At 60.8% G+C, this 17,375-nt stretch carries 15 protein-coding genes; 2 read left to right on the top strand and 13 right to left on the bottom strand.

Annotation, left to right across the window (positions count from 1 at the left end; translation table 11 throughout):
- Positions 1-2: 2 nt before the first annotated feature.
- From rfbD to ABIC50_RS01515, 8 genes are all read right to left on the bottom strand, one after another.
- On the bottom strand, positions 3-899 hold the full coding sequence (gene rfbD, locus ABIC50_RS01555) for a dTDP-4-dehydrorhamnose reductase (protein ID WP_011656133.1): 897 nt from the start codon (positions 897-899) through the stop codon (positions 3-5).
- Positions 896-1,447 (bottom strand): dTDP-4-dehydrorhamnose 3,5-epimerase, encoded by a 552-nt coding sequence (gene rfbC / locus ABIC50_RS01550; protein ID WP_105832654.1) that lies wholly within the window; start codon positions 1,445-1,447, stop codon positions 896-898. The genes rfbD and rfbC overlap by 4 nt, the downstream gene beginning before the upstream one ends.
- The gene (rfbA, locus tag ABIC50_RS01545; protein WP_011656131.1) at positions 1,432-2,325 is read right to left on the bottom strand and encodes a glucose-1-phosphate thymidylyltransferase RfbA; all 894 of its coding nucleotides are present in this window, start codon (positions 2,323-2,325) and stop codon (positions 1,432-1,434) included. The genes rfbC and rfbA overlap by 16 nt, the downstream gene beginning before the upstream one ends.
- Positions 2,326-2,336: 11 nt before the next feature.
- Positions 2,337-3,398: a dTDP-glucose 4,6-dehydratase gene (rfbB, locus tag ABIC50_RS01540; protein ID WP_354161224.1), complete on the bottom strand. Its 1,062-nt coding sequence runs from the start codon at positions 3,396-3,398 to the stop codon at positions 2,337-2,339.
- 808 nt (positions 3,399-4,206) lie between these two features.
- Positions 4,207-4,980 (bottom strand): sulfotransferase domain-containing protein, encoded by a 774-nt coding sequence (locus ABIC50_RS01530; protein ID WP_158380523.1) that lies wholly within the window; start codon positions 4,978-4,980, stop codon positions 4,207-4,209.
- Between the two features lie 484 nt (positions 4,981-5,464).
- Positions 5,465-7,720: a glycosyltransferase gene (locus tag ABIC50_RS01525; RefSeq protein WP_354161222.1), complete on the bottom strand. Its 2,256-nt coding sequence runs from the start codon at positions 7,718-7,720 to the stop codon at positions 5,465-5,467.
- Positions 7,663-9,006 carry an FkbM family methyltransferase gene (locus tag ABIC50_RS01520; RefSeq protein ID WP_354161219.1) on the bottom strand — a complete coding sequence of 448 codons (1,344 nt, stop codon included), beginning with the start codon at positions 9,004-9,006 and terminating at the stop codon, positions 7,663-7,665. Before ABIC50_RS01520 ends, ABIC50_RS01525 begins: the two co-directional genes overlap by 58 nt.
- Before the next feature lie 86 nt (positions 9,007-9,092).
- Complete coding sequence (locus ABIC50_RS01515; protein WP_011656126.1) at positions 9,093-10,028, bottom strand: GDP-L-fucose synthase family protein; 936 nt, start codon at positions 10,026-10,028, stop codon at positions 9,093-9,095.
- A gap of 577 nt (positions 10,029-10,605) precedes the next feature.
- Between ABIC50_RS01515 and ABIC50_RS01510 the strand changes: the two genes are divergently transcribed.
- A complete protein-coding gene (locus ABIC50_RS01510) occupies positions 10,606-10,785 on the top strand; it encodes a hypothetical protein (protein WP_354161216.1) in 180 nt (59 codons plus the stop codon).
- A gap of 410 nt (positions 10,786-11,195) precedes the next feature.
- Here ABIC50_RS01510 and ABIC50_RS01505 read toward each other — a convergent pair whose 3' ends face one another.
- On the bottom strand, positions 11,196-11,945 hold the full coding sequence (locus tag ABIC50_RS01505; protein ID WP_011656124.1) for an ABC transporter ATP-binding protein: 750 nt from the start codon (positions 11,943-11,945) through the stop codon (positions 11,196-11,198).
- A gap of 10 nt (positions 11,946-11,955) precedes the next feature.
- A complete protein-coding gene (locus ABIC50_RS01500; protein ID WP_011656123.1) occupies positions 11,956-12,738 on the bottom strand; it encodes an ABC transporter permease in 783 nt (260 codons plus the stop codon).
- Between the two features lie 458 nt (positions 12,739-13,196).
- Here ABIC50_RS01500 and ABIC50_RS01495 point away from each other — a divergent pair, with 458 nt between their 5' ends.
- The gene (locus tag ABIC50_RS01495) at positions 13,197-14,036 is read left to right on the top strand and encodes a symmetrical bis(5'-nucleosyl)-tetraphosphatase (RefSeq protein WP_354161214.1); all 840 of its coding nucleotides are present in this window, start codon (positions 13,197-13,199) and stop codon (positions 14,034-14,036) included.
- Positions 14,037-14,067: 31 nt separating this feature from the next.
- Here the strand turns inward: ABIC50_RS01495 and ABIC50_RS01490 are convergent, their stop codons facing one another.
- From ABIC50_RS01490 to ABIC50_RS01480, 3 genes are all read right to left on the bottom strand, one after another.
- Positions 14,068-14,925 carry a lysophospholipid acyltransferase family protein gene (locus ABIC50_RS01490; protein ID WP_354161212.1) on the bottom strand — a complete coding sequence of 286 codons (858 nt, stop codon included), beginning with the start codon at positions 14,923-14,925 and terminating at the stop codon, positions 14,068-14,070.
- Positions 14,926-14,944: 19 nt separating this feature from the next.
- Positions 14,945-16,222, bottom strand: a complete 1,278-nt coding sequence (locus ABIC50_RS01485) for a dihydroorotase (RefSeq protein ID WP_354161210.1) — start codon at positions 16,220-16,222, stop codon at positions 14,945-14,947.
- A gap of 61 nt (positions 16,223-16,283) precedes the next feature.
- Positions 16,284-17,315 carry an aspartate carbamoyltransferase catalytic subunit gene (locus tag ABIC50_RS01480; RefSeq protein WP_105832647.1) on the bottom strand — a complete coding sequence of 344 codons (1,032 nt, stop codon included), beginning with the start codon at positions 17,313-17,315 and terminating at the stop codon, positions 16,284-16,286.
- Positions 17,316-17,375: the final 60 nt, after the last annotated feature.

Raw genomic sequence — 17,375 nt, 5'->3', positions numbered from 1 at the left:
GCTCATTCGCTCAGGCACAACTGCAATGCATCGCGCCAATCCGGCATCTGCATGCCGAAGACTTCCGCCAGCTTCCCCAGCGCCATTTTCGAGTTGGCCGGCCGCTTCGCGGGCGTCGGGTAATCGTCCGAGGAAATCGGTACAACCCTCGGCGCATGAGAAGCCATGGCGATACCGAATATCGCCTCGGCAAAACCGCACCAGGAAGTCGCTCCGGCAGATGTAAGGTGATAGACGCCGGCCCGGCGCGCCCACCAGTCGGTGTCGGCCGACGCCGCGGCCTGGGCGATGATGTGCGACGTCGCGGCGGCGATGGTTGCGGCCCAGGTCGGCGCGCCGACCTGATCCGCGACGATTCTCAATTCGGGGCGCTCGGCCCCGAGCTTCAGCATCGTCCGCAGGAAGTTCCTGCCGCGCCGGCCATATACCCAGCTCGTGCGCAGGATCACGTGCGCACATCCGGTCGCGGCGATCGCCTGCTCACCCTCCAGCTTCGTCGCCCCATATGCGTTCAAGGGATTCGGCGCGTCGGTTTCCACATACGCGCCCACTTTCGTGCCGTCGAACACATAATCGGTCGAGTAATGGATCAGCGTGCCACCGCTACGCGCCGCTTCTTCAGCGAACACGCGCGGCACATCGACATTCAGCCGCCGCGCGAGCTCGACTTCGCTCTCCGCCGTGTCCACCGCCGTATAAGCGGCCGGATTCACGATCAGTGCCGGCTTCAGATCTCTCGCGAAAGCACGCACCCGATCGAGATCGGCGAGGTCGAGGACCGAACGGTCGCACGGCACCACTCGGCCGAGCCCCTGGAGCGCCCGCAACAATTCGAATCCGATCTGACCGGTTACCCCGGTCACGAGAATCGTGGGCGTGTGCCTTGTGTCCTGTTTCAAGCGTAGACCTCGGCTTCGCTGAGTCGTGCCCCCGCGGCGTCCTTGGCCGCCAGCAACGGGTCCACATCGACCGGCCATTCGATTCCGATTGCCGGATCGTTCCACACGATACAGCGCTCGTGCTCGGGATACCAGTAGTCGGTCGTCTTATACAGGAACTGCGCAGCGTCGGACAGTACGACGAAACCGTGCGCGAAACCAGGTGGAATCCAGACTTGCCGATGATTCTCGGCCGACAGGACGACGCCAACCCACTTGCCGAAATCCGGTGAGCTCCTGCGGATGTCGACCGCGACGTCGAATACCTCGCCCTCCACGACGCGCACGAGCTTCCCCTGTGCATGCCGAATCTGGTAGTGCAAACCGCGCAGCACGCCCTTCGCGGAGCGGGAATGATTGTCCTGAACGAATTCAACGTCAGCCGCCACGTGCTCCGCGAACTCGCGCGCATTGAAGCTTTCATAAAAATAGCCGCGCGCGTCGCCGAACACCTTCGGCTCGACGATTTTGACTTCCGGCAACGCGGTTGCCGTTATTTGAATTGCCATGCGACCTGATCCGAAAGAAGGTGTTCGAGATAACGCCCGTAGCTGTTCTTTGCCAGCGGCACGGCCAGCCTGCGCAACTGATCTGCGTCGATCCACTGCCTGCGATAGGCAATCTCTTCCGGGCAGGCCACGACGAGCCCTTGCCGCTTCTGCAACGTTGCGATGAACGTCGCCGCTTCGATCAGCGAATCGTGCGTGCCGGTATCGAGCCATGCGTAGCCGCGGCCCATGATCTCGACGTCGAGTTCGCCCGCTGCGAGATAGCGGGAATTCACGTCGGTGATCTCGAGCTCCCCGCGCGCGGACGGCTTGATGTCGGCGGCGATGTCGCACACCTGGTTGTCGTAGAAGTACAGGCCCGTCACCGCATAGTTCGAGCGCGGCACCGCCGGCTTCTCCTCGATCGACAGCGCGCGAAAATCCCTGTCGAATTCGACGACGCCGTAACGCTCGGGATCCTGTACGTGATACGCAAACACGGTCGCGCCCGACTGCTTCGCGTCCGCACGCTCGAGCTGTTTCGCCAGATCGTGCCCGTAGAAGATGTTGTCACCGAGAATCAACGCCGACGGATCGTTGCCGATGAAATCCCGTCCGATGATGAACGCCTGCGCGAGCCCGTCCGGCGACGGCTGCACCGAATATTGGATATTCATCCCCCACTGGCTGCCGTCGCCGAGCATTGCCTCGAAACGCGGCGTATCCTGCGGTGTCGAAATGATCAGAATGTCGCGAATTCCGGCCACCATCAGCGTGGACAACGGATAGTAGATCATCGGCTTGTCGTAGACCGGCAGCAGCTGTTTCGACACGACGTGCGTGATCGGATACAGCCGCGTGCCGGAGCCGCCCGCGAGAATGATGCCTTTACGTGCCATCGACCATGCCCTCAAGTGCGTTGCGCGTAATTCGTCTCGACCCAGTTGCGATATTCGCCCGACACGACGTCGTCAACCCACGCCTGATTATCGAGATACCAGCGGACAGTCTTCGCCAGGCCCGTCTCGAACGTCTCCGCCGGCTTCCACCCCAGTTCGCGCTCGACCTTGCGCGCGTCGATCGCGTAGCGGCGGTCGTGACCGGGACGATCCGTCACATAGGTAATCTGGCCGCGGTACGAACCTGCCGCCTTCGGACGCGCGCTGTCGAGCAGGTCGCATAGCGTATGCACGACGTCGAGATTCTTTTTCTCGTTCCAGCCGCCGACGTTGTACGTCTCGCCCGGCACGCCGCGCGCAAGCACCTCGCGGATCGCACTGCAATGATCGCCGACGTACAGCCAGTCGCGCACGTTCTGGCCGTCGCCGTAGATCGGCAGAGGCTTGCCCGCAAGTGCGTTCGCAATCATGAGCGGAATCAGCTTCTCGGGAAACTGATATGGGCCGTAGTTGTTCGAGCAATTCGTCGTCAGCGTCGGCAAGCCGTAGGTATGGTGATAGGCACGCACGAGATGATCGGAGCCGGCCTTCGTTGCCGAGTACGGGCTGTTCGGCGCGTACGGCGTCGATTCGGAGAATTGCGGATCGGTCGGGGACAGCGAGCCGAATACCTCGTCGGTCGACACGTGCAGGAAGCGAAATCCGGCCTTGTCGGCATCGTTCAACCCGCTCCAGTACGCGCGCGCCGCCTCGAGCAACGTAAACGTGCCGACGACGTTGGTCTGCACGAAATCGGCAGGACCATGAATCGAACGATCAACGTGGCTCTCGGCTGCGAAGTGCGCGACGGCGCGCGGCTTGTGCTCGGCAAACAGTGCGTCGAGCGCGGCCCGATCGCAAATGTCGACACGCGCAAACACGTGCTTCGGATTGCCACTGAGCGACTGCAGCGTGCGCAGATTGCCCGCATAGGTCAGCTTGTCGACATTGAGCACGGGCTCGACGTCGTGGCGCAGCCAATCGAGAACAAAGTTGGCGCCGATGAAACCCGCCCCCCCCGTCACCAGGATCATGAGACTTCCTTTAGAAATGTGCGGCCCCGCCCGGGCGGGCGCTCATCGCATGACATATCACGGGCGGCAACGCCCGAGCCGCGTCAGGTGCCGGATTTTAACCGGTCGCCATGATCGTCAATGTCACGAAGTGCCAATTTTGTGCGAGAAACAGGCAATTATAGGAAATTGCGGCAAGCAAGGCTCATGCCGGTAACAAATTGATACAGGCCCGCCTCGTGCATCGGCGAAAAAATCGACCGGTTGAAGTGGCATCAAGATTGCACCCGATATAGCGTTCTCGGTTCTACCAACCCGCCGGCTTTGCAACGTGCCCCATCCCGTTCACTCGGCGTAGGCGGCGATGGCCTGGCGACTGCGATCGTTGAGCCACTGAGCGGACAAGCCGGAGTCGTGCCCGACACACCGGCCCCTACTATCGTCGCGCCTCACTTTGACCCCAACAACTTGAGCCGTGCGTAAGCAATCCGATGAGTTCACTGTCCAAGTAGAACGGCAGCCGTCCGGGCGCGACAACAAGGTGCTCAAGCGCCTTGCTCCTGTCGGCCTTCCCTGCACCCCATCTTGGGGCTTATGACGCCCGCAAGTTCCAAGAGGGCAAGCGTCACAATCAAGCGCGCGGTGCGCTCTCACGGCGACGCTGCGATGTTCTGTCCACCATGCTGGGAACGGCACCATTTACCAACCCAAGTCGACCCCGAGCGCTTGACGAAACACATAGCCCCCCGCCTTATTGGACGAGCGGGAATTCGCTAGGCATACACCAGCCGCGACGTGATGAAATACGACCATTCAGTAAGCGTCGCCACTAAAGTCGCTCCATCCAGTTACGATAGGCCGACGCACGCGTCAGAAAGTACGGCCGAATCGTATAGCCCAAGGTATCAAAAATTCTTCGATGCCTTCTGTAGATGCGAATGGCGTCTTGAGGGACAATCAAGCGGCGCCAAAGCCCAGGGCTTCCTTGCCATCCGTGCCGGTTCGGCGTCGCACGCATCTTGTCGATACTGAGGCGCGCCAGCCAGGGAACAACGTCCTGGGCACTGCCCCCTAATGCAGCGATTTGATTGCCAAGCACTACTTCAGGGTTCGCAACGGCATCTTCGTATCGAAGGCGAAGCACCTCGGGATCGTTCCACCATTGATAGGTGATCGAAAGCAGATCTTCGGCGCCCATGCCAAGAGCGTATTCAAGAAATTCCGGGGAGGACGGGCTGGCGTTCGCCAATTCCCCGGGCAATTTTACATTCCCCTCAAGCCATCGGCTCGTTCCCGGTTCGTATCGAATGTAGTGCAGCGCCGACACAAGAACGTCGAGCGGATGTCTTGCTACCGTCAATACCCGAAATTGATTTTCGCGAAGCCACGCTTGAAAGTTCGGCTCGCGATACCAATGGATCTGAAGAAAACACCTCTGCGGTAAAACGGCCGGAGCATCGAGATAATTGTGAATCGCGATCTCCTGCATGGACAATGCGCCAGCGAGCGTTGATCTGATCCATGAATTCCCGCTCCGCGGGGAACTCACCACCGCGATACGCAAAATTTCACTAGATGGGCAATCCTGAGCGTTGGTGGACAAACTATCTCCTGTAACTCGCATATACATTCTAGATAACGAAAGGTCTCGCACAGTCGCTTCAATCGGCGACGCACCTCCCCCACCTCATCCTGTACCTCGACGGTGCACTGACAGCGGAAGTCTTGCCCCGCAAGTTGCGTCGCTGCTTCCCCACGCTCGTATCGCCGGCCGGTGTCGGAATCAAACGTCCCGCGGCAACCTACAATCTGCCGATAGGCCGTACCGATTCGACTGACCGGCGGCGCATCCTGCCGTGCGACACAGTAAGCGCTGATACAGCATCACGCTTAAGACACGAGTCGCCAGATAGGTCTGGTGCACTTGTCACGCAGACCCACTCGCTTTGTCATGCGCACCGGCACTTGCTTGTCGACTCCACTTGTTTTGTTGCGCGTTGCGCAACGACTCCATCAGGCGCAGCGACTAAGCCCGGCGAGCGCTCCACGCTCCGCATGCCGCTCGGCGCCAAACGCAAAGCTGGCATTCAGTGACGTGCGGACTCGCCCTCTTCGGCGGAACAAAAAACCAGTTCGATGTCCGGATTCATGTACGACACTGCTGTCGAAACGTTGCTGACAATGTGGAGAAGCACATTGCAATGCGCCATAGTCATCGCATCGCGAATCACTTCCCAAGCCATCCTAATGTTCCAGTTATCCGGATTTGCAGCGACCAAGTGTTGCACCTGAAAACCTTCTGCACGGCGCTCCTCTGGCCCCAACTGGTCGTAGCGCGCATCTTCAGCCTCGGTCGTTCGACGGACATCCTCGTAGCAAAAGATCTTGTCGCCAAATTCTTCCCTGAAGACATTGATTACTCGATCCTGATCCGTCGCAAGAAATACCGCCCAGTCCGGCGAATCCCTTTTTAATCCGCGAACCTCGAGCTGGCGCTTAATCCCGTCTATATACGATTGGATGTGTGCGATTTTTCCGTTCGGCTGCTCGATCACGTGACTCGGATGCTTGACGTGCGCCGCGATCATAAACTTCCCGGCGAAGTTCGCCCGGAACTCATCCAATTCGCGCTGGTATCGAGGGCGCAAGTGCACATGATCCCTGAACGCCTTGTTGTATTGCGAGCGAATGCGAGAAAATTGACCGCTCTTATACAATTTATACGCGTGGACATAAGTAAGTTGCGGCTCACGTTCATGATTGAACACCGCGACAGGAGGACGCCCCTTTGCGTACAGGAAGCCCTCGTCATCCATATCTGCGTCGCTGAGGCCGTAGAGCGGCTCGAACAGCTTGGACCAGACATTTCCCTCGTTCGGGCGCCCATAGCAAAAGCTCATGAATTGAGCCGTACCTAGGCGCTTGATCATGCGATCCACGTTCCAGTCTGGCAAGACCATGTGACACCTCTTGTCACGCTGGTCCCACACCAAATGACTCATGAATGAGTTGAATACCGAGAAGAAGCCGCCGTCATGAGACTGCACAACGGTACGATCAACACCAGGCAGTGATGCAGAACGATGTCCCAGGAGCCGCTCTACGGTCGCTGGCAATTCGGCCGGCAATCTGGTGAAGCGTGAACCGCATTGCCGGGGCCGAAATGACCGAAGCTTGGTATCGATCAACTCACCGTAATTCAGCTCCAGCCCAGTAAAACTGAACTCGGCGGCGAGTTGGCGCCGCGCACGTACCGTCGTCGTGCTTATGCCGGACGAAATGTATTCAAACGCGTCCGTGAGTGCCTTGCTGACGTCGTCGATGTCCGCGGCAAATTGCCGGCCGACGACGAGATTATCGATTTCGGGGTAGCGTGCCGGCATCGCAATAGTAGCCGGTATAGCAAAAACGCCGGGCGTCGAAATCAGATCGTTATGACCACCAACAGCTGTTATTGCAAGTACTTTCCCCAATGCCAGGGCTTCTCGCGGCCCGATGGAATATCCTTCACCGCGGGAGCAATTCACGAAAACATCACATTGCTCGATCAGCGAATTTTTCTCTTGATCAGTCAGCGGGGCACAACTGATGACAATATTCGTTGCCTTTCTAGAGTCGACCAGTTTCTTGACGCGCTCAAAACTTGAGCCGATCGCCAGATTCGAATGTATCGTGAGCTCCACGTCCTGTCGATCACCGAAAGCACGAATGAACCCCTCAACAAGTGACTCAACACCTTTACGTGCATGAAATGCTGCAATCGAACAGAACCTAACCTTACCATCCGACGAAGCCCTATAGGGGCGGCTCAACAGTCCTTCAATGTCCAAGGCGAGTGGCAGTGTACCCACTCCTATCTCGACGCCCGATTTCAGAGCCACGTCTTCCAAGTGCCGGCTCATGAAGAGCGCAAAATCGAAGTGCTCGTTAAGCACTTTGACCCATTGAGACGGTAGCTCATCGGAGTCGTAAGCGATATGAGCAAATCGCAATGCACCAGGCGGAACCAGGGTGTAATTCAAGTCATATGCACCGTTCCACAGCACGTCCGCATAGAAGACAACCTTCGCCTGCGAAAGATCGGTGCAAACGGGGACCACCGTTCCATTCGGCAGTACGATTTCCCGCTCAGTACGGAAATGCGGCTCGGTCGGAAAAATGGAAACAGAATAAAATCGGCTCAACATCTCACACGCTGCATACGTCACAGCGCCGATTCCGGTCCCGAAAGTACAGCGACCAATGACGCAAATCGAATTCGATACCAAAATTTGCTCCATTAATACTAGGATCGGCGTTGCATCATGCGCTTTATGCATCGCAGCGGGCCGGTCAATTTCCACGATGTACTCCGAAGCACCGCATGCAGCGCGGCCGACACACGCTCCTCTTGTAAGCGGAGCGGACCGATCATGTGCTCAAGTTCGTCGATCTTCCCCTGCAAGCGTCCCCTTTCCTGGTTCGACCACGCAACATGTCTGGATGACTCGTCGATCCTTTCCTGCAAGCGCACCCTTTCCTGGCTCAGCCAAGCAGCATGTCTGGATGACTCGAACAGCTCCTGGTAGGCGGTGTCGCGCTCGGTGCTCAGCACTTGTGCGGACTTTTCACTCTCGGTCAATCGCGTGCGCAATTCGGCCAATTGGGCGCGATGACTCTCGAGATCTCCCTCGCTTGCCGCAACCCGCGCCTTGAGTTGCTCGATCTCGTCTTGCGATATCTTGGAATTCTGCACGACACAGTCTTGGCTTGCGTCTTTCAAAACAACTTGTGACGCCTGCTCGTCATGCGCATGATCGGTCATGTTGTTCAATCGCACCTCTAATTCTTCTCGTGCGCCCTTTTCCAAAGACCATCCCTCATGAGCCTCTTGCAACTGCCTCCGCGATTCAATGAGCTGCTGCTCCAGATCCATCGCACGCCGAATCATGTCGGACTCCGATGCCCGAATAAATCCGTCAAACCAGTTTGGCGGAACCATAAAGGCGTGTTTCAATTCATCCATCTTTTCTGCCGACACGTAGAAGCGATTCAGACCATCGAAATAGACGAAATGATATTTCGCTTCCAGCAAAAGGGCTTCCCAGTCGTCATGCGACGGTATCTGGGAATTCGGCTCCGTGGCCTCGACCAGGATGATCCAAGGGCGAAAGGTATTGAAATCGGCACTCGCCAGCACCTCTCTTTCGTTACCTTCAACATCAATCTTGAGGAAATGGACCGGCCTCTCGCCGACATACGTCGCGCATATATCGCGCAATGTCGTGACCGCAACGGTTACCTGACTGATGTCCCAGTTCGCGCTCCTATACCCTTCGGCAAGCCTTTGAATGCCCGTCGAAATGCCGTTACCGCCATCCACTGCGAAATACTGGGCGACCGTCTGCTTGTTCTCCACGGCAACTTGCAGATTGACGTCTTCCGGTCGCGCCTGAGCCAGTCGATCGAACGGCCCGGGCATCGGCTCGATATTTATGCCACGCCAGCCACGCTCGTAGAATGCCGCGGTTACCGAATCTGCATATGGCTCGGCAGCGCCGACATCTATGTAGAATCCGCGATCGACTTTAGCGAGCGCGCGCCGGAGCATCACATCTTCATAGTTCTGCGCGTACGATACAAATTTCATCGATCAAACAACTCGAATGACCACACGTTAGAGAGATGGTGTGCGGCCCATTTACGCGCAAGCACACCGGGAGCAATGCCATGCAATCACTTTCTGGCGGACGCGACGTTCTTGCAATACCAGTCGTAAGTAATCGCCAACGCTTCGTCGAACGAGAATCGTGGCTTGAAGCCCAACGCCGTCAGACGCGAGATATCGTATGCACGCAGTTTTTGGCCATCCGGCTTTGTCGCATCCCATTCCACGCTGCCGCTGAAGCCCGAAATCTGGCAAAGCGTGTCGACCGTATGCCGGATCGTGTGCGATTGACCAGTCGCCAGATTGATTGCGCCCGTGTGATTTTCGGCGATAAGGCGAAGCGCGTACGCAGCGTCGCCACTGAAGAGAAAGTCCCGTTCAGCCTTCCCAGACCCCCAGACGGAAATGGGCTGCCCTAGAACAGATGCACGATAGAACTTCGACACAAGCGACGGAATGACATGCCCGAATTTCTCGTCGAACTTGTCGTGCGGACCAAAGAGATTGGTGGATACGCAAAATGCGTAGTCCATTCCGTATTGATCTTTGTAGGCCTCGAGCTGCGCAAGCATACCGCGCTTGCTGTGTGCGTACGGAGCCTCGGAATGATGCGGCGCTCCAACCCAGATTTGCTCCTCCGACATCGGGAGACGGACCTGATCAGAGTAAATGGCTGTCGAGCCCATGGCGACAAACTTCTTGCACCCTGTCTGACGTGCAGCCTCGACTACGTTGGTGTTGATTCGAACGTTGTCAAGATACGCGATGCCACGATTGGACATATTCCCCATGATGCCGTACACCCGCGCCGCCATATGGAAAACGATAGTCGGGCGCAATTCATCGAACATTTTTTCAGTCGCGCTCTGATCTCTAAGATCGATATCACTGCTCGTGATTGCGACGACGTTCGAGTAGCCCGAGTCCGCCAATTCCTGCTTTAATGCGTGGCCGATCACTCCACCGGCGCCCGTGATCAATACGCTTTCTTCAGATCCCGCCATTCCTAAATTCTCCAAATTTTTACCATTTGCTTCCCCGTCAAACACTTCGCGACCGCAATCGAGTTCAACGATGGAATCGAACGTGATGCTGCAAACGTCAGTGCCTCAATAATTATACAGACACTACGCTACCGACGGCTCCGGCTGCCCCAAGGAGACGACCGCAAGGGCGAGGCGTCGTGGATTCCTCAACACAATTGCTCGACGCGCGGCGGCGGGGCGAGGAAGGCGGAAGCCGTCAAGCTCCAAAGACCGTTGATGGATGCCGGCGGCATCGAGTTGCTCGATGCCGCGCAACGCAAAGTCGCAAACCAGCGAACCTTCGAAGCCGACATGAAATCCGCCCCTTCTCCGCGAACCGTTTGTGGAGCGCGCCCAGGCGGCAAAACATGCTCTGCGAATGGAAGAGACGCGAGTCCCACGCACATTCGAAACACGGGTCGTGACGAACGCCAGACGCATCTATCTTGTCTTCGTCAAAATATGTAAAGAATCTACGTCTTCGCCGCAATCGCGTGGACCATGATCACGCGACAACATCATCCCGCACTGCCATCCCGCGGAGTACGTACATCGAATGGATGAACTGGACCGGATGAATCGAGCCACGCATGCTACCTGGCAAACCGTGATCGATCGCGGCGCCGGCACCACTCTACGATTCGGCGGCACGCGCGCCGATCGCGTGCTCTCAGCAGAATCGGCAACTGTCCGGGAAACGCGAACCGTGCGCCGCCGACATCAAGCTGTCCGGTGACGCAGAGGTCTTATCCGCAATGCGGGGGAAATGATGCAGAAAGGACTGAATGAGGGAGCCGGGCACTGCAGACCATCAAGGATCACCAGGTCGAAACATGCTGCGTGCGCAACGATCACGCACTCGGCCTCGGCACATCGCGCGGCGGCGACGACTCGAAAACCGCCGTGTGGGCGGCTTGTGCACGTCGGGCGCCGCCGCAACCTGTAATCTTGCGCGCACGCGTGAAGTACATCGCTCAGATATCGAGCAATTCGCTGCTCCGAACGCAGATGTCGGGGAGTAGGGCCGGCCCAACACGATAAGACGCAGGCAGCCGATCGCGCTCCGCCAGGAGCGGCTCGTCACCGGACATCGTGCCGTCGTATGCCGCCGTGATTACGCATGCACGGCCTGGCCGGCCGACGCGCTCAGCCTGTTGTCGCCTCGTAAGCCGACACGACCTCTTCCGTCGGCCCGAAAGCGCGTACACGGCCACGCTCCATCCAAAGGACCTTGTTGCATACCTTGCGGATTTCGGAGTTCGAGTGCATCGCCAGCACGACGATTTCCGCACGGCTATGCAGGTCCGCCAATCGCGCTTCGGCCTTGTGCATGAACGACGCGTCGCCGACTCCCATTACCTCGTCGAGCAACAGGATTTCGGCATCGACCGCGGTCGATACTGCAAACGCGAGCCGCACCTTCATCCCGCTGGAGTACGTACGGATCGGAAGGTCCAGATAATCGCCGAGTTCGCAGAATTCCGCGATGTCGCGCTGTTTCGAACGAATCTCCGCATCTGACATGCCGAGCAGCAGCCCTCTGAGCCGGATGTTCTGCATGCCGGTCGAGTTCTCGTCCATACCGAGGCCGATATCGAGGAGCGGCACCACTTTTCCTTCACGCGACAACTGGCCCGCCGACGGCGGATAGATGCCCGCCATCGCACGAAGCAATGTCGATTTCCCCGCCCCGTTGTGCCCGATCAGGCCCACGCGATCGCCACGCTCGAAGCGAAAACTCACGTCGTCGAGCGCGCGCACGACGATCACGCCGTCGTTGCCCTCGGCGATCCTGTTGCGACGCCCCATGTTAAGCACCTGCTTCTTGAGCGAGCGCCCCTGCACATCGAAAATCGGCAAATCGAGCGTTACGCTCTGCAATTCGATAAACGCCATATCGTCTCTCTCAGACCCAGTACGGAATGCGCTTCAGATAACGCCCGGTCATCAACATGGCGACAGGCCAACCGATCGCCGCCATGCCAATCGTCACGCCCCAGGTCAATTCACTGGGCATTTGCCCGATCAGCGGGCCGCGCACGAGGTCGATCAAATACGCGAGCGGATTCCACTCGACAATGAACGAGAAGCGATTCAGCGCATCTGGGCGGAAAATGATCGGTGTGACGTAGAACGCAACCTGAAGCAATGCGCTGACGATCTGCGGCAGGTCGCGAAAGCGTGCCGACAGAAGGCCTACCACCATTGCGATCCACGTGGCGTTCAGGACATACACCAGCAGTGCCGGAATGAACACCGGCAACGTCGCCCAACTCTTCACACCGAAGATTGCCAGCAGCGCGACAACGATCACGAAGTTGTGGGCAAGGACGATGATGTTTCGCCACACGACCTGCAGGATGTAGATCAGTTTCGGCGTGGACATTTGCCGAATATAGGGCGCGCTGCTGATGTACGCGGTGCTGCCTTCCACGATGGTCGTCGAAAACAAACCCCACAGCACGATGCTCGCGGCAAGAAACGGCAGATATTCGTTGATTTTTTGCCCGAACAACGTACCGTAGACCACGCCCAACGACGTGATCATCACGCCCATACTGATCGTGAGCCAGAACGGCCCCAAGCGCGAGCGCGCATAGCGTTGCCGGATTTCGAGCCAGCCAAGCAGGGTCCATAACCGCCACGCCGTGATGCTTTTCTTTAGGTCAGCAAGTGAAAGGGTCAGCATGCAAGCATTCAAAAATGAAAGAATAGGGGGCACCCCGGCCCATCAATGAGCCCACGCCCGCCGCAGTAACCAGCGCCGCAAATGGGAGCACAGGGCCGCGTGTATCGGCTTGTTGGCGTGCCCTGGGAGTGCACAGCGAGCGCCGCCCGGACGCGGCCAACGCCCCATAGTGGAGGCGGGCAAGCTATCCGAGGCGCCTCAGCGCCCGGCATTTTACCCGGTCGCCATGCCCGCCAGCGTCATCTGATGGCAATTTTCGGGAGGAAGCCAAGAATTATAAGAAGTCTGCGGGCGCAAAAGCCATGCTGCTAACAACTTGAAACAGCGAGCCAAACCCGCGTCGACCGAGCGGAAATACACCTGTGAGCATTCCTCCGGCTCGGACGATAGCTCGCGGACGGCCCATTTTTGTGCGACTTTTTGCTAACGTACGCCTAGATCTGCACGTTCACGACTCCATGCTCCCTCGTCCCATCGCCATCGGCGACATCCAAGGCTGTCATTCCGCTTTCCACTCGCTACTGGAAAAGCTTTCCCCCCCCGCCGACACCCCGCTCTGGGTTGCCGGTGACGTCGTTAACCGCGGCCCCGAGTCCCTGGCCGCGCTGCGTGCGCTCGTCGAGCTCGGCCCGCGCGCGACCGTCGTCCTCGGCAACCACGACCTCCATCTGCTCGCGGTTTCCGCAGGCATCCGCACCGAACGCCCGGGCGACACCATCGGCGAAATCCTCGACGCGCCCGACGCCGACGCGCTGCTCGAATGGGTCCGTCACCGCCCGTTCGCGCATTTCGAACACGGGATGCTGCTCGTGCACGCGGGCGTGCTGCCGCAATGGGATACGTCGCTCGCGCTCGAACTCGCCGACGAATTGCAGCGCGCGCTGCGCGCCCCCGACTGGCGCGACACGCTTCAAGGCCTATACGGCAACGAGCCGAACCAATGGAGTCCGAACGTGAAGAAACGCGACCGGATGCGCGTCGCGTTCAACGCGTTCACGCGCCTGCGCTTCTGCACGCCCGACGGCGCGATGGACTTCAAGGCCAACGGCGGCCCCGACAGCGCGCCGCCCGGCTACCTGCCGTGGTTCGACGCGCCGGGCCGCCGCACCGAAGACGTGACGCTGGTGTTCGGCCACTGGGCCGCTCTCGGCCTGATGCTGCGCGACAACGTCGTCGCGCTCGATTCGGGATGCGTGTGGGGAAACCAGCTGTCGGCCGTGCGCCTGACAGCCGACCCGGCACAGCGTACGGTCACGCAGGTGCAGTGCGAAGCGTGCCGCACGCAGGGCGGCGAATAGCCCGCACGCGACACGCGCGGGCGAAAGAACATCACCCCTCGCGCCCCGGCACCGGCTCCTCGGCCGCCGCCTCACCCGCCGCCCCCGCGCCGACTTCGGTTGCCGGATACGCATGCCGCTCGAGTTCCGCCAGCGACTCGGGCGACGGCTTGCCGACCTTCGCCTGCAGCGTCGCGAGCGCGGCCGCGATCGCGTCGCGCGCCGCCGCGGAGGTCGCGCGGCGGTCACCGCCCGGCGGGATCGGCTCGCACACGTACAGGTGCGCGACGAGCGGGCCGCCGCGCAACACCATGTCGAGCGACTTCCCGAGCGACAAATCGCCCGTGTAGGCCGGCGCGACCGACTGCCGCCGCTGCGCGTCCTCGTACATCAGGCAGACCGGCTGCACCGCGCAGCCGGCCGACACCGCGGCCTGGAACAGGTTCGCATGGAACGGCAGCAGCGCCTGCCCGTCCGACGTGGTGCCCTCCGGAAACACGCACATCAGCCCGCCGTTGCGCAGGCGCTCGGCCATCTCGTGCATGATCCGCATCGCCTCGGTACGCTTCTCACGCTGCAGGAACACGGTATCGAGCTTCTCCGCGAGCCAGCCGACGACCGGCCACTGCCGCACCTCGGCCTTCGACACGAATGGCGTCGGCCGCCACGCATTGAGCGCATAGATGTCGAGCCACGACACGTGATTGCCGACCACGAGCGCGCTCGCGTCGAGCCGTGCGCCGTCGTTGTGGACGACGAGACGCATCCCGCAGATGCGCAGCATCTTGATGGACCAGCGGCGCGTCATCTCGGCACGGCGCGCGGGCGTGACATGCGAAAAGCGCAGCGCGACGATCGTCATGCCGCGCAGCAGGTGGAAGACGAGACGCAGCTTGCGAAGAGCGGTCATGGCGAGGATCCGGCGTGGTTCAGTGGCGCTCGAACGCGACCTGCCCCGCCACGAGCGTCGCGCGCACGCAGGCCGGCAGTTCGTAGCCGAGGAACGGCGAGTTGTGCCCCTGGCTCTTCAGCGCACGCGGTTCGACGCGCCAGTGCGCGCGCGGGTCGAACACGCACAGGTCGGCCGCGGCGCCTTCGGCCACGCTGCCGGCCGGCAGTTGCAGCACGTCGGCCGGCGCGGCCGTGATGCGGCGCAGCGCCTGCGCCAGCGGCGTGTTCGTTTCATCGGCCCACTTCACCGTGAGCGACAGCAGCAGTTCGAGCCCCGTCGCACCGGGCGTCGCTTCGGCGAACGGCAGCAGCTTCTCGTCGTCGTCGACCGGCGTGTGATCGGAGCAGATCGCGTCGATCGTGCCGTCGGCGAGGGCTGCGCGGATCGCTTCGCGATCGCGCTCGCCGCGCAGCGGCGGGTCGAGCCGGAACTGCGAATCGAAGTAGCCGATGTCGATGTCGATCAGGTGCAGGTGATTCACGCCGACGTCGCACGTCACGGGCAGCCCCTCGGCCTTCGCCTCGCGCACGAGCGCGAGGCCGGCCGCCGACGACAGGCGCGCGAGGTGCACGCGCGCGCCGGTCACGCGCATCAGTTCGAAGATCGTGTGCAGTGCGATCGTCTCGGCCGCGACCGGCACGCCGGACAGCCCGAGCCGCGACGCGAGCGCGCCGCTCGCGGCGACGCCACCACGGCCGATGAACGCGTCGAGCGGACGCAGCCACGTCGTGTAGCCGTAGGTGCTCGCGTACTGCAGCGCGCGCAGCAGCACCTGCGTGTCGCGCACCGGCACGTTCGCGTGCGTGAAGCCGACGCAGCCCGATTCGGTCAGCGCGACCATCTCGGTGATCACCTCGCCCTTCAGGCCGACGGTGAGCGCGCCGAGCGGATGGACGTTCGCCTGGTGCAGGTTGCGCGCGCGGAACTTGAGCATCTCGACGAGGCCCGGCTCGTCGAGCACGGGGTCGGTGTCCGGCGGGCACACGAGGGTCGTGACGCCGCCCGCGACGGCCGCGGCCATCTCGGACGCGAGCGTCGCCTTGTGCTCGTAGCCGGGCTCGCGCAGCCGCGCGCACAGGTCGACGAGGCCGGGGGCGACGATCAGGCCCGACGCGTCGATCGTCTTCTCCGCGTTGAAACCGGCCGGCGTGGTGCCGAGCGCGGCGATCTTGCCGTCCGCGACGAATACGTCGGCCTGCCGCTCGGTGCCGGCGACCGGATCGATCAGCGTGCCGCCTTGGATATGAATCTTCATGCGCTGTCTGTGAATGCGTTGATTGCGTTGAATGCCTGGATCAGGATGCGCGAAAGCGGGCTCAGTCGCTGTTGCCGGCGACGATGCCCATCACCGCCATCCGCACAGCGATGCCGAACGTGACCTGGTTGAGGATCACCGACTGCGGACCGTCGGCGACCTGCGAGTCGATCTCGACGCCGCGGTTCATCGGCCCCGGGTGCATCACGATCGCGTCGGGCGCGGCGAGCGCGAGGCGCTCGGGCGTCAGGCCCCAGGTCTTGAAGTACTCCTGCGCGGACGGCAGCAGCGCGCCGCTCATCCGCTCGTTCTGCAGGCGCAGCATGATGATCACGTCGACGCCCTTCAGCCCTTCGTCGAGGTTGTTGAACACCTTCACGCCCATCTGCTCGAGACCGCCCGGCAGCAGCGTGCGCGGGCCGATCGCGCGCACTTCCGGCACGCCGAGCGTGGTGAGCGCGTGGATGTCCGAGCGCGCGACGCGCGAGTGCAGGATGTCGCCGACGATCGCCACGCGCAGCTTCGTGAAGTCGCGCTTGTAGTGGCGGATCGTGTACATGTCGAGCAGGCCCTGCGTCGGGTGCGCATGGCGGCCGTCGCCGGCGTTGATCACGTGCACGTGCGGCGCGCAATGCTCGGCGATCAGGTACGGCGCGCCGCTCGATGCGTGACGCACGACGAACAGGTCGGCATGCATCGCCGACAGGTTGTTGATCGTGTCGAGCAGCGACTCGCCCTTGCTCGTCGACGACGCGTTGATGTTCAGGTTCAGCACGTCGGCCGACAGGCGCGTCGCGGCGATCTCGAAGGTCGTGCGCGTGCGCGTCGAATTCTCGAAGAACAGGTTGAACACCGACTTGCCGCGCAGCAGCGGCACCTTCTTCACCTCGCGATCCGTCACGCTGACGAACTGCTCGGCCGTATCGAGAATGTGAGTGACGATCGAGCGCGGCAGGCCCTCGATCGACAGCAGGTGTTTCAGCTCGCCGTTTTTCGTGAGCTGCGGGTTGCCCTTCAGGAAACCGTAGCGGAACCGCTCGGGGCTCGCGGCCGCGGCGGGATTGCCGGTGCGGCCAGTGGTGTCGGTGGTCATGGTGTGCGTGATTCCAACTATGCAAACGGGCCGCGGCGCGAACCGGCGGCCCGGGATACG

This window comes from Burkholderia sp. 567 (assembly GCF_040545115.1).
Classification (GTDB): domain Bacteria; phylum Pseudomonadota; class Gammaproteobacteria; order Burkholderiales; family Burkholderiaceae; genus Burkholderia; species Burkholderia ambifaria.
Note: the sequence above shows the minus strand (reverse complement) of the source record. Positions and strands in the feature narration are given on the sequence as shown.

Bases quoted from the DNA above. Each gene is read 5' to 3' on its own strand.
- rfbC (WP_105832654.1), bottom strand. From the start codon at position 1,447: ATGGCAATTCAAATAACGGCAACCGCGTTGCCGGAAGTCAAAATCGTC.
- rfbA (WP_011656131.1), bottom strand. From the start codon at position 2,325: ATGGCACGTAAAGGCATCATTCTCGCGGGCGGCTCCGGCACGCGGCTG.
- rfbB (WP_354161224.1), bottom strand. From the start codon at position 3,398: ATGATCCTGGTGACGGGGGGGGCGGGTTTCATCGGCGCCAACTTTGTT.
- ABIC50_RS01520 (WP_354161219.1), bottom strand. From the start codon at position 9,006: ATGAAATTTGTATCGTACGCGCAGAACTATGAAGATGTGATGCTCCGG.
- ABIC50_RS01515 (WP_011656126.1), bottom strand. From the start codon at position 10,028: ATGGCGGGATCTGAAGAAAGCGTATTGATCACGGGCGCCGGTGGAGTG.
- ABIC50_RS01510 (WP_354161216.1), top strand. From the start codon at position 10,606: ATGGATGAACTGGACCGGATGAATCGAGCCACGCATGCTACCTGGCAA.
- ABIC50_RS01505 (WP_011656124.1), bottom strand. From the start codon at position 11,945: ATGGCGTTTATCGAATTGCAGAGCGTAACGCTCGATTTGCCGATTTTC.
- ABIC50_RS01500 (WP_011656123.1), bottom strand. From the start codon at position 12,738: ATGCTGACCCTTTCACTTGCTGACCTAAAGAAAAGCATCACGGCGTGG.
- ABIC50_RS01495 (WP_354161214.1), top strand. From the start codon at position 13,197: ATGCTCCCTCGTCCCATCGCCATCGGCGACATCCAAGGCTGTCATTCC.
- ABIC50_RS01490 (WP_354161212.1), bottom strand. From the start codon at position 14,925: ATGACCGCTCTTCGCAAGCTGCGTCTCGTCTTCCACCTGCTGCGCGGC.
- ABIC50_RS01485 (WP_354161210.1), bottom strand. From the start codon at position 16,222: ATGAAGATTCATATCCAAGGCGGCACGCTGATCGATCCGGTCGCCGGC.
- ABIC50_RS01480 (WP_105832647.1), bottom strand. From the start codon at position 17,315: ATGACCACCGACACCACTGGCCGCACCGGCAATCCCGCCGCGGCCGCG.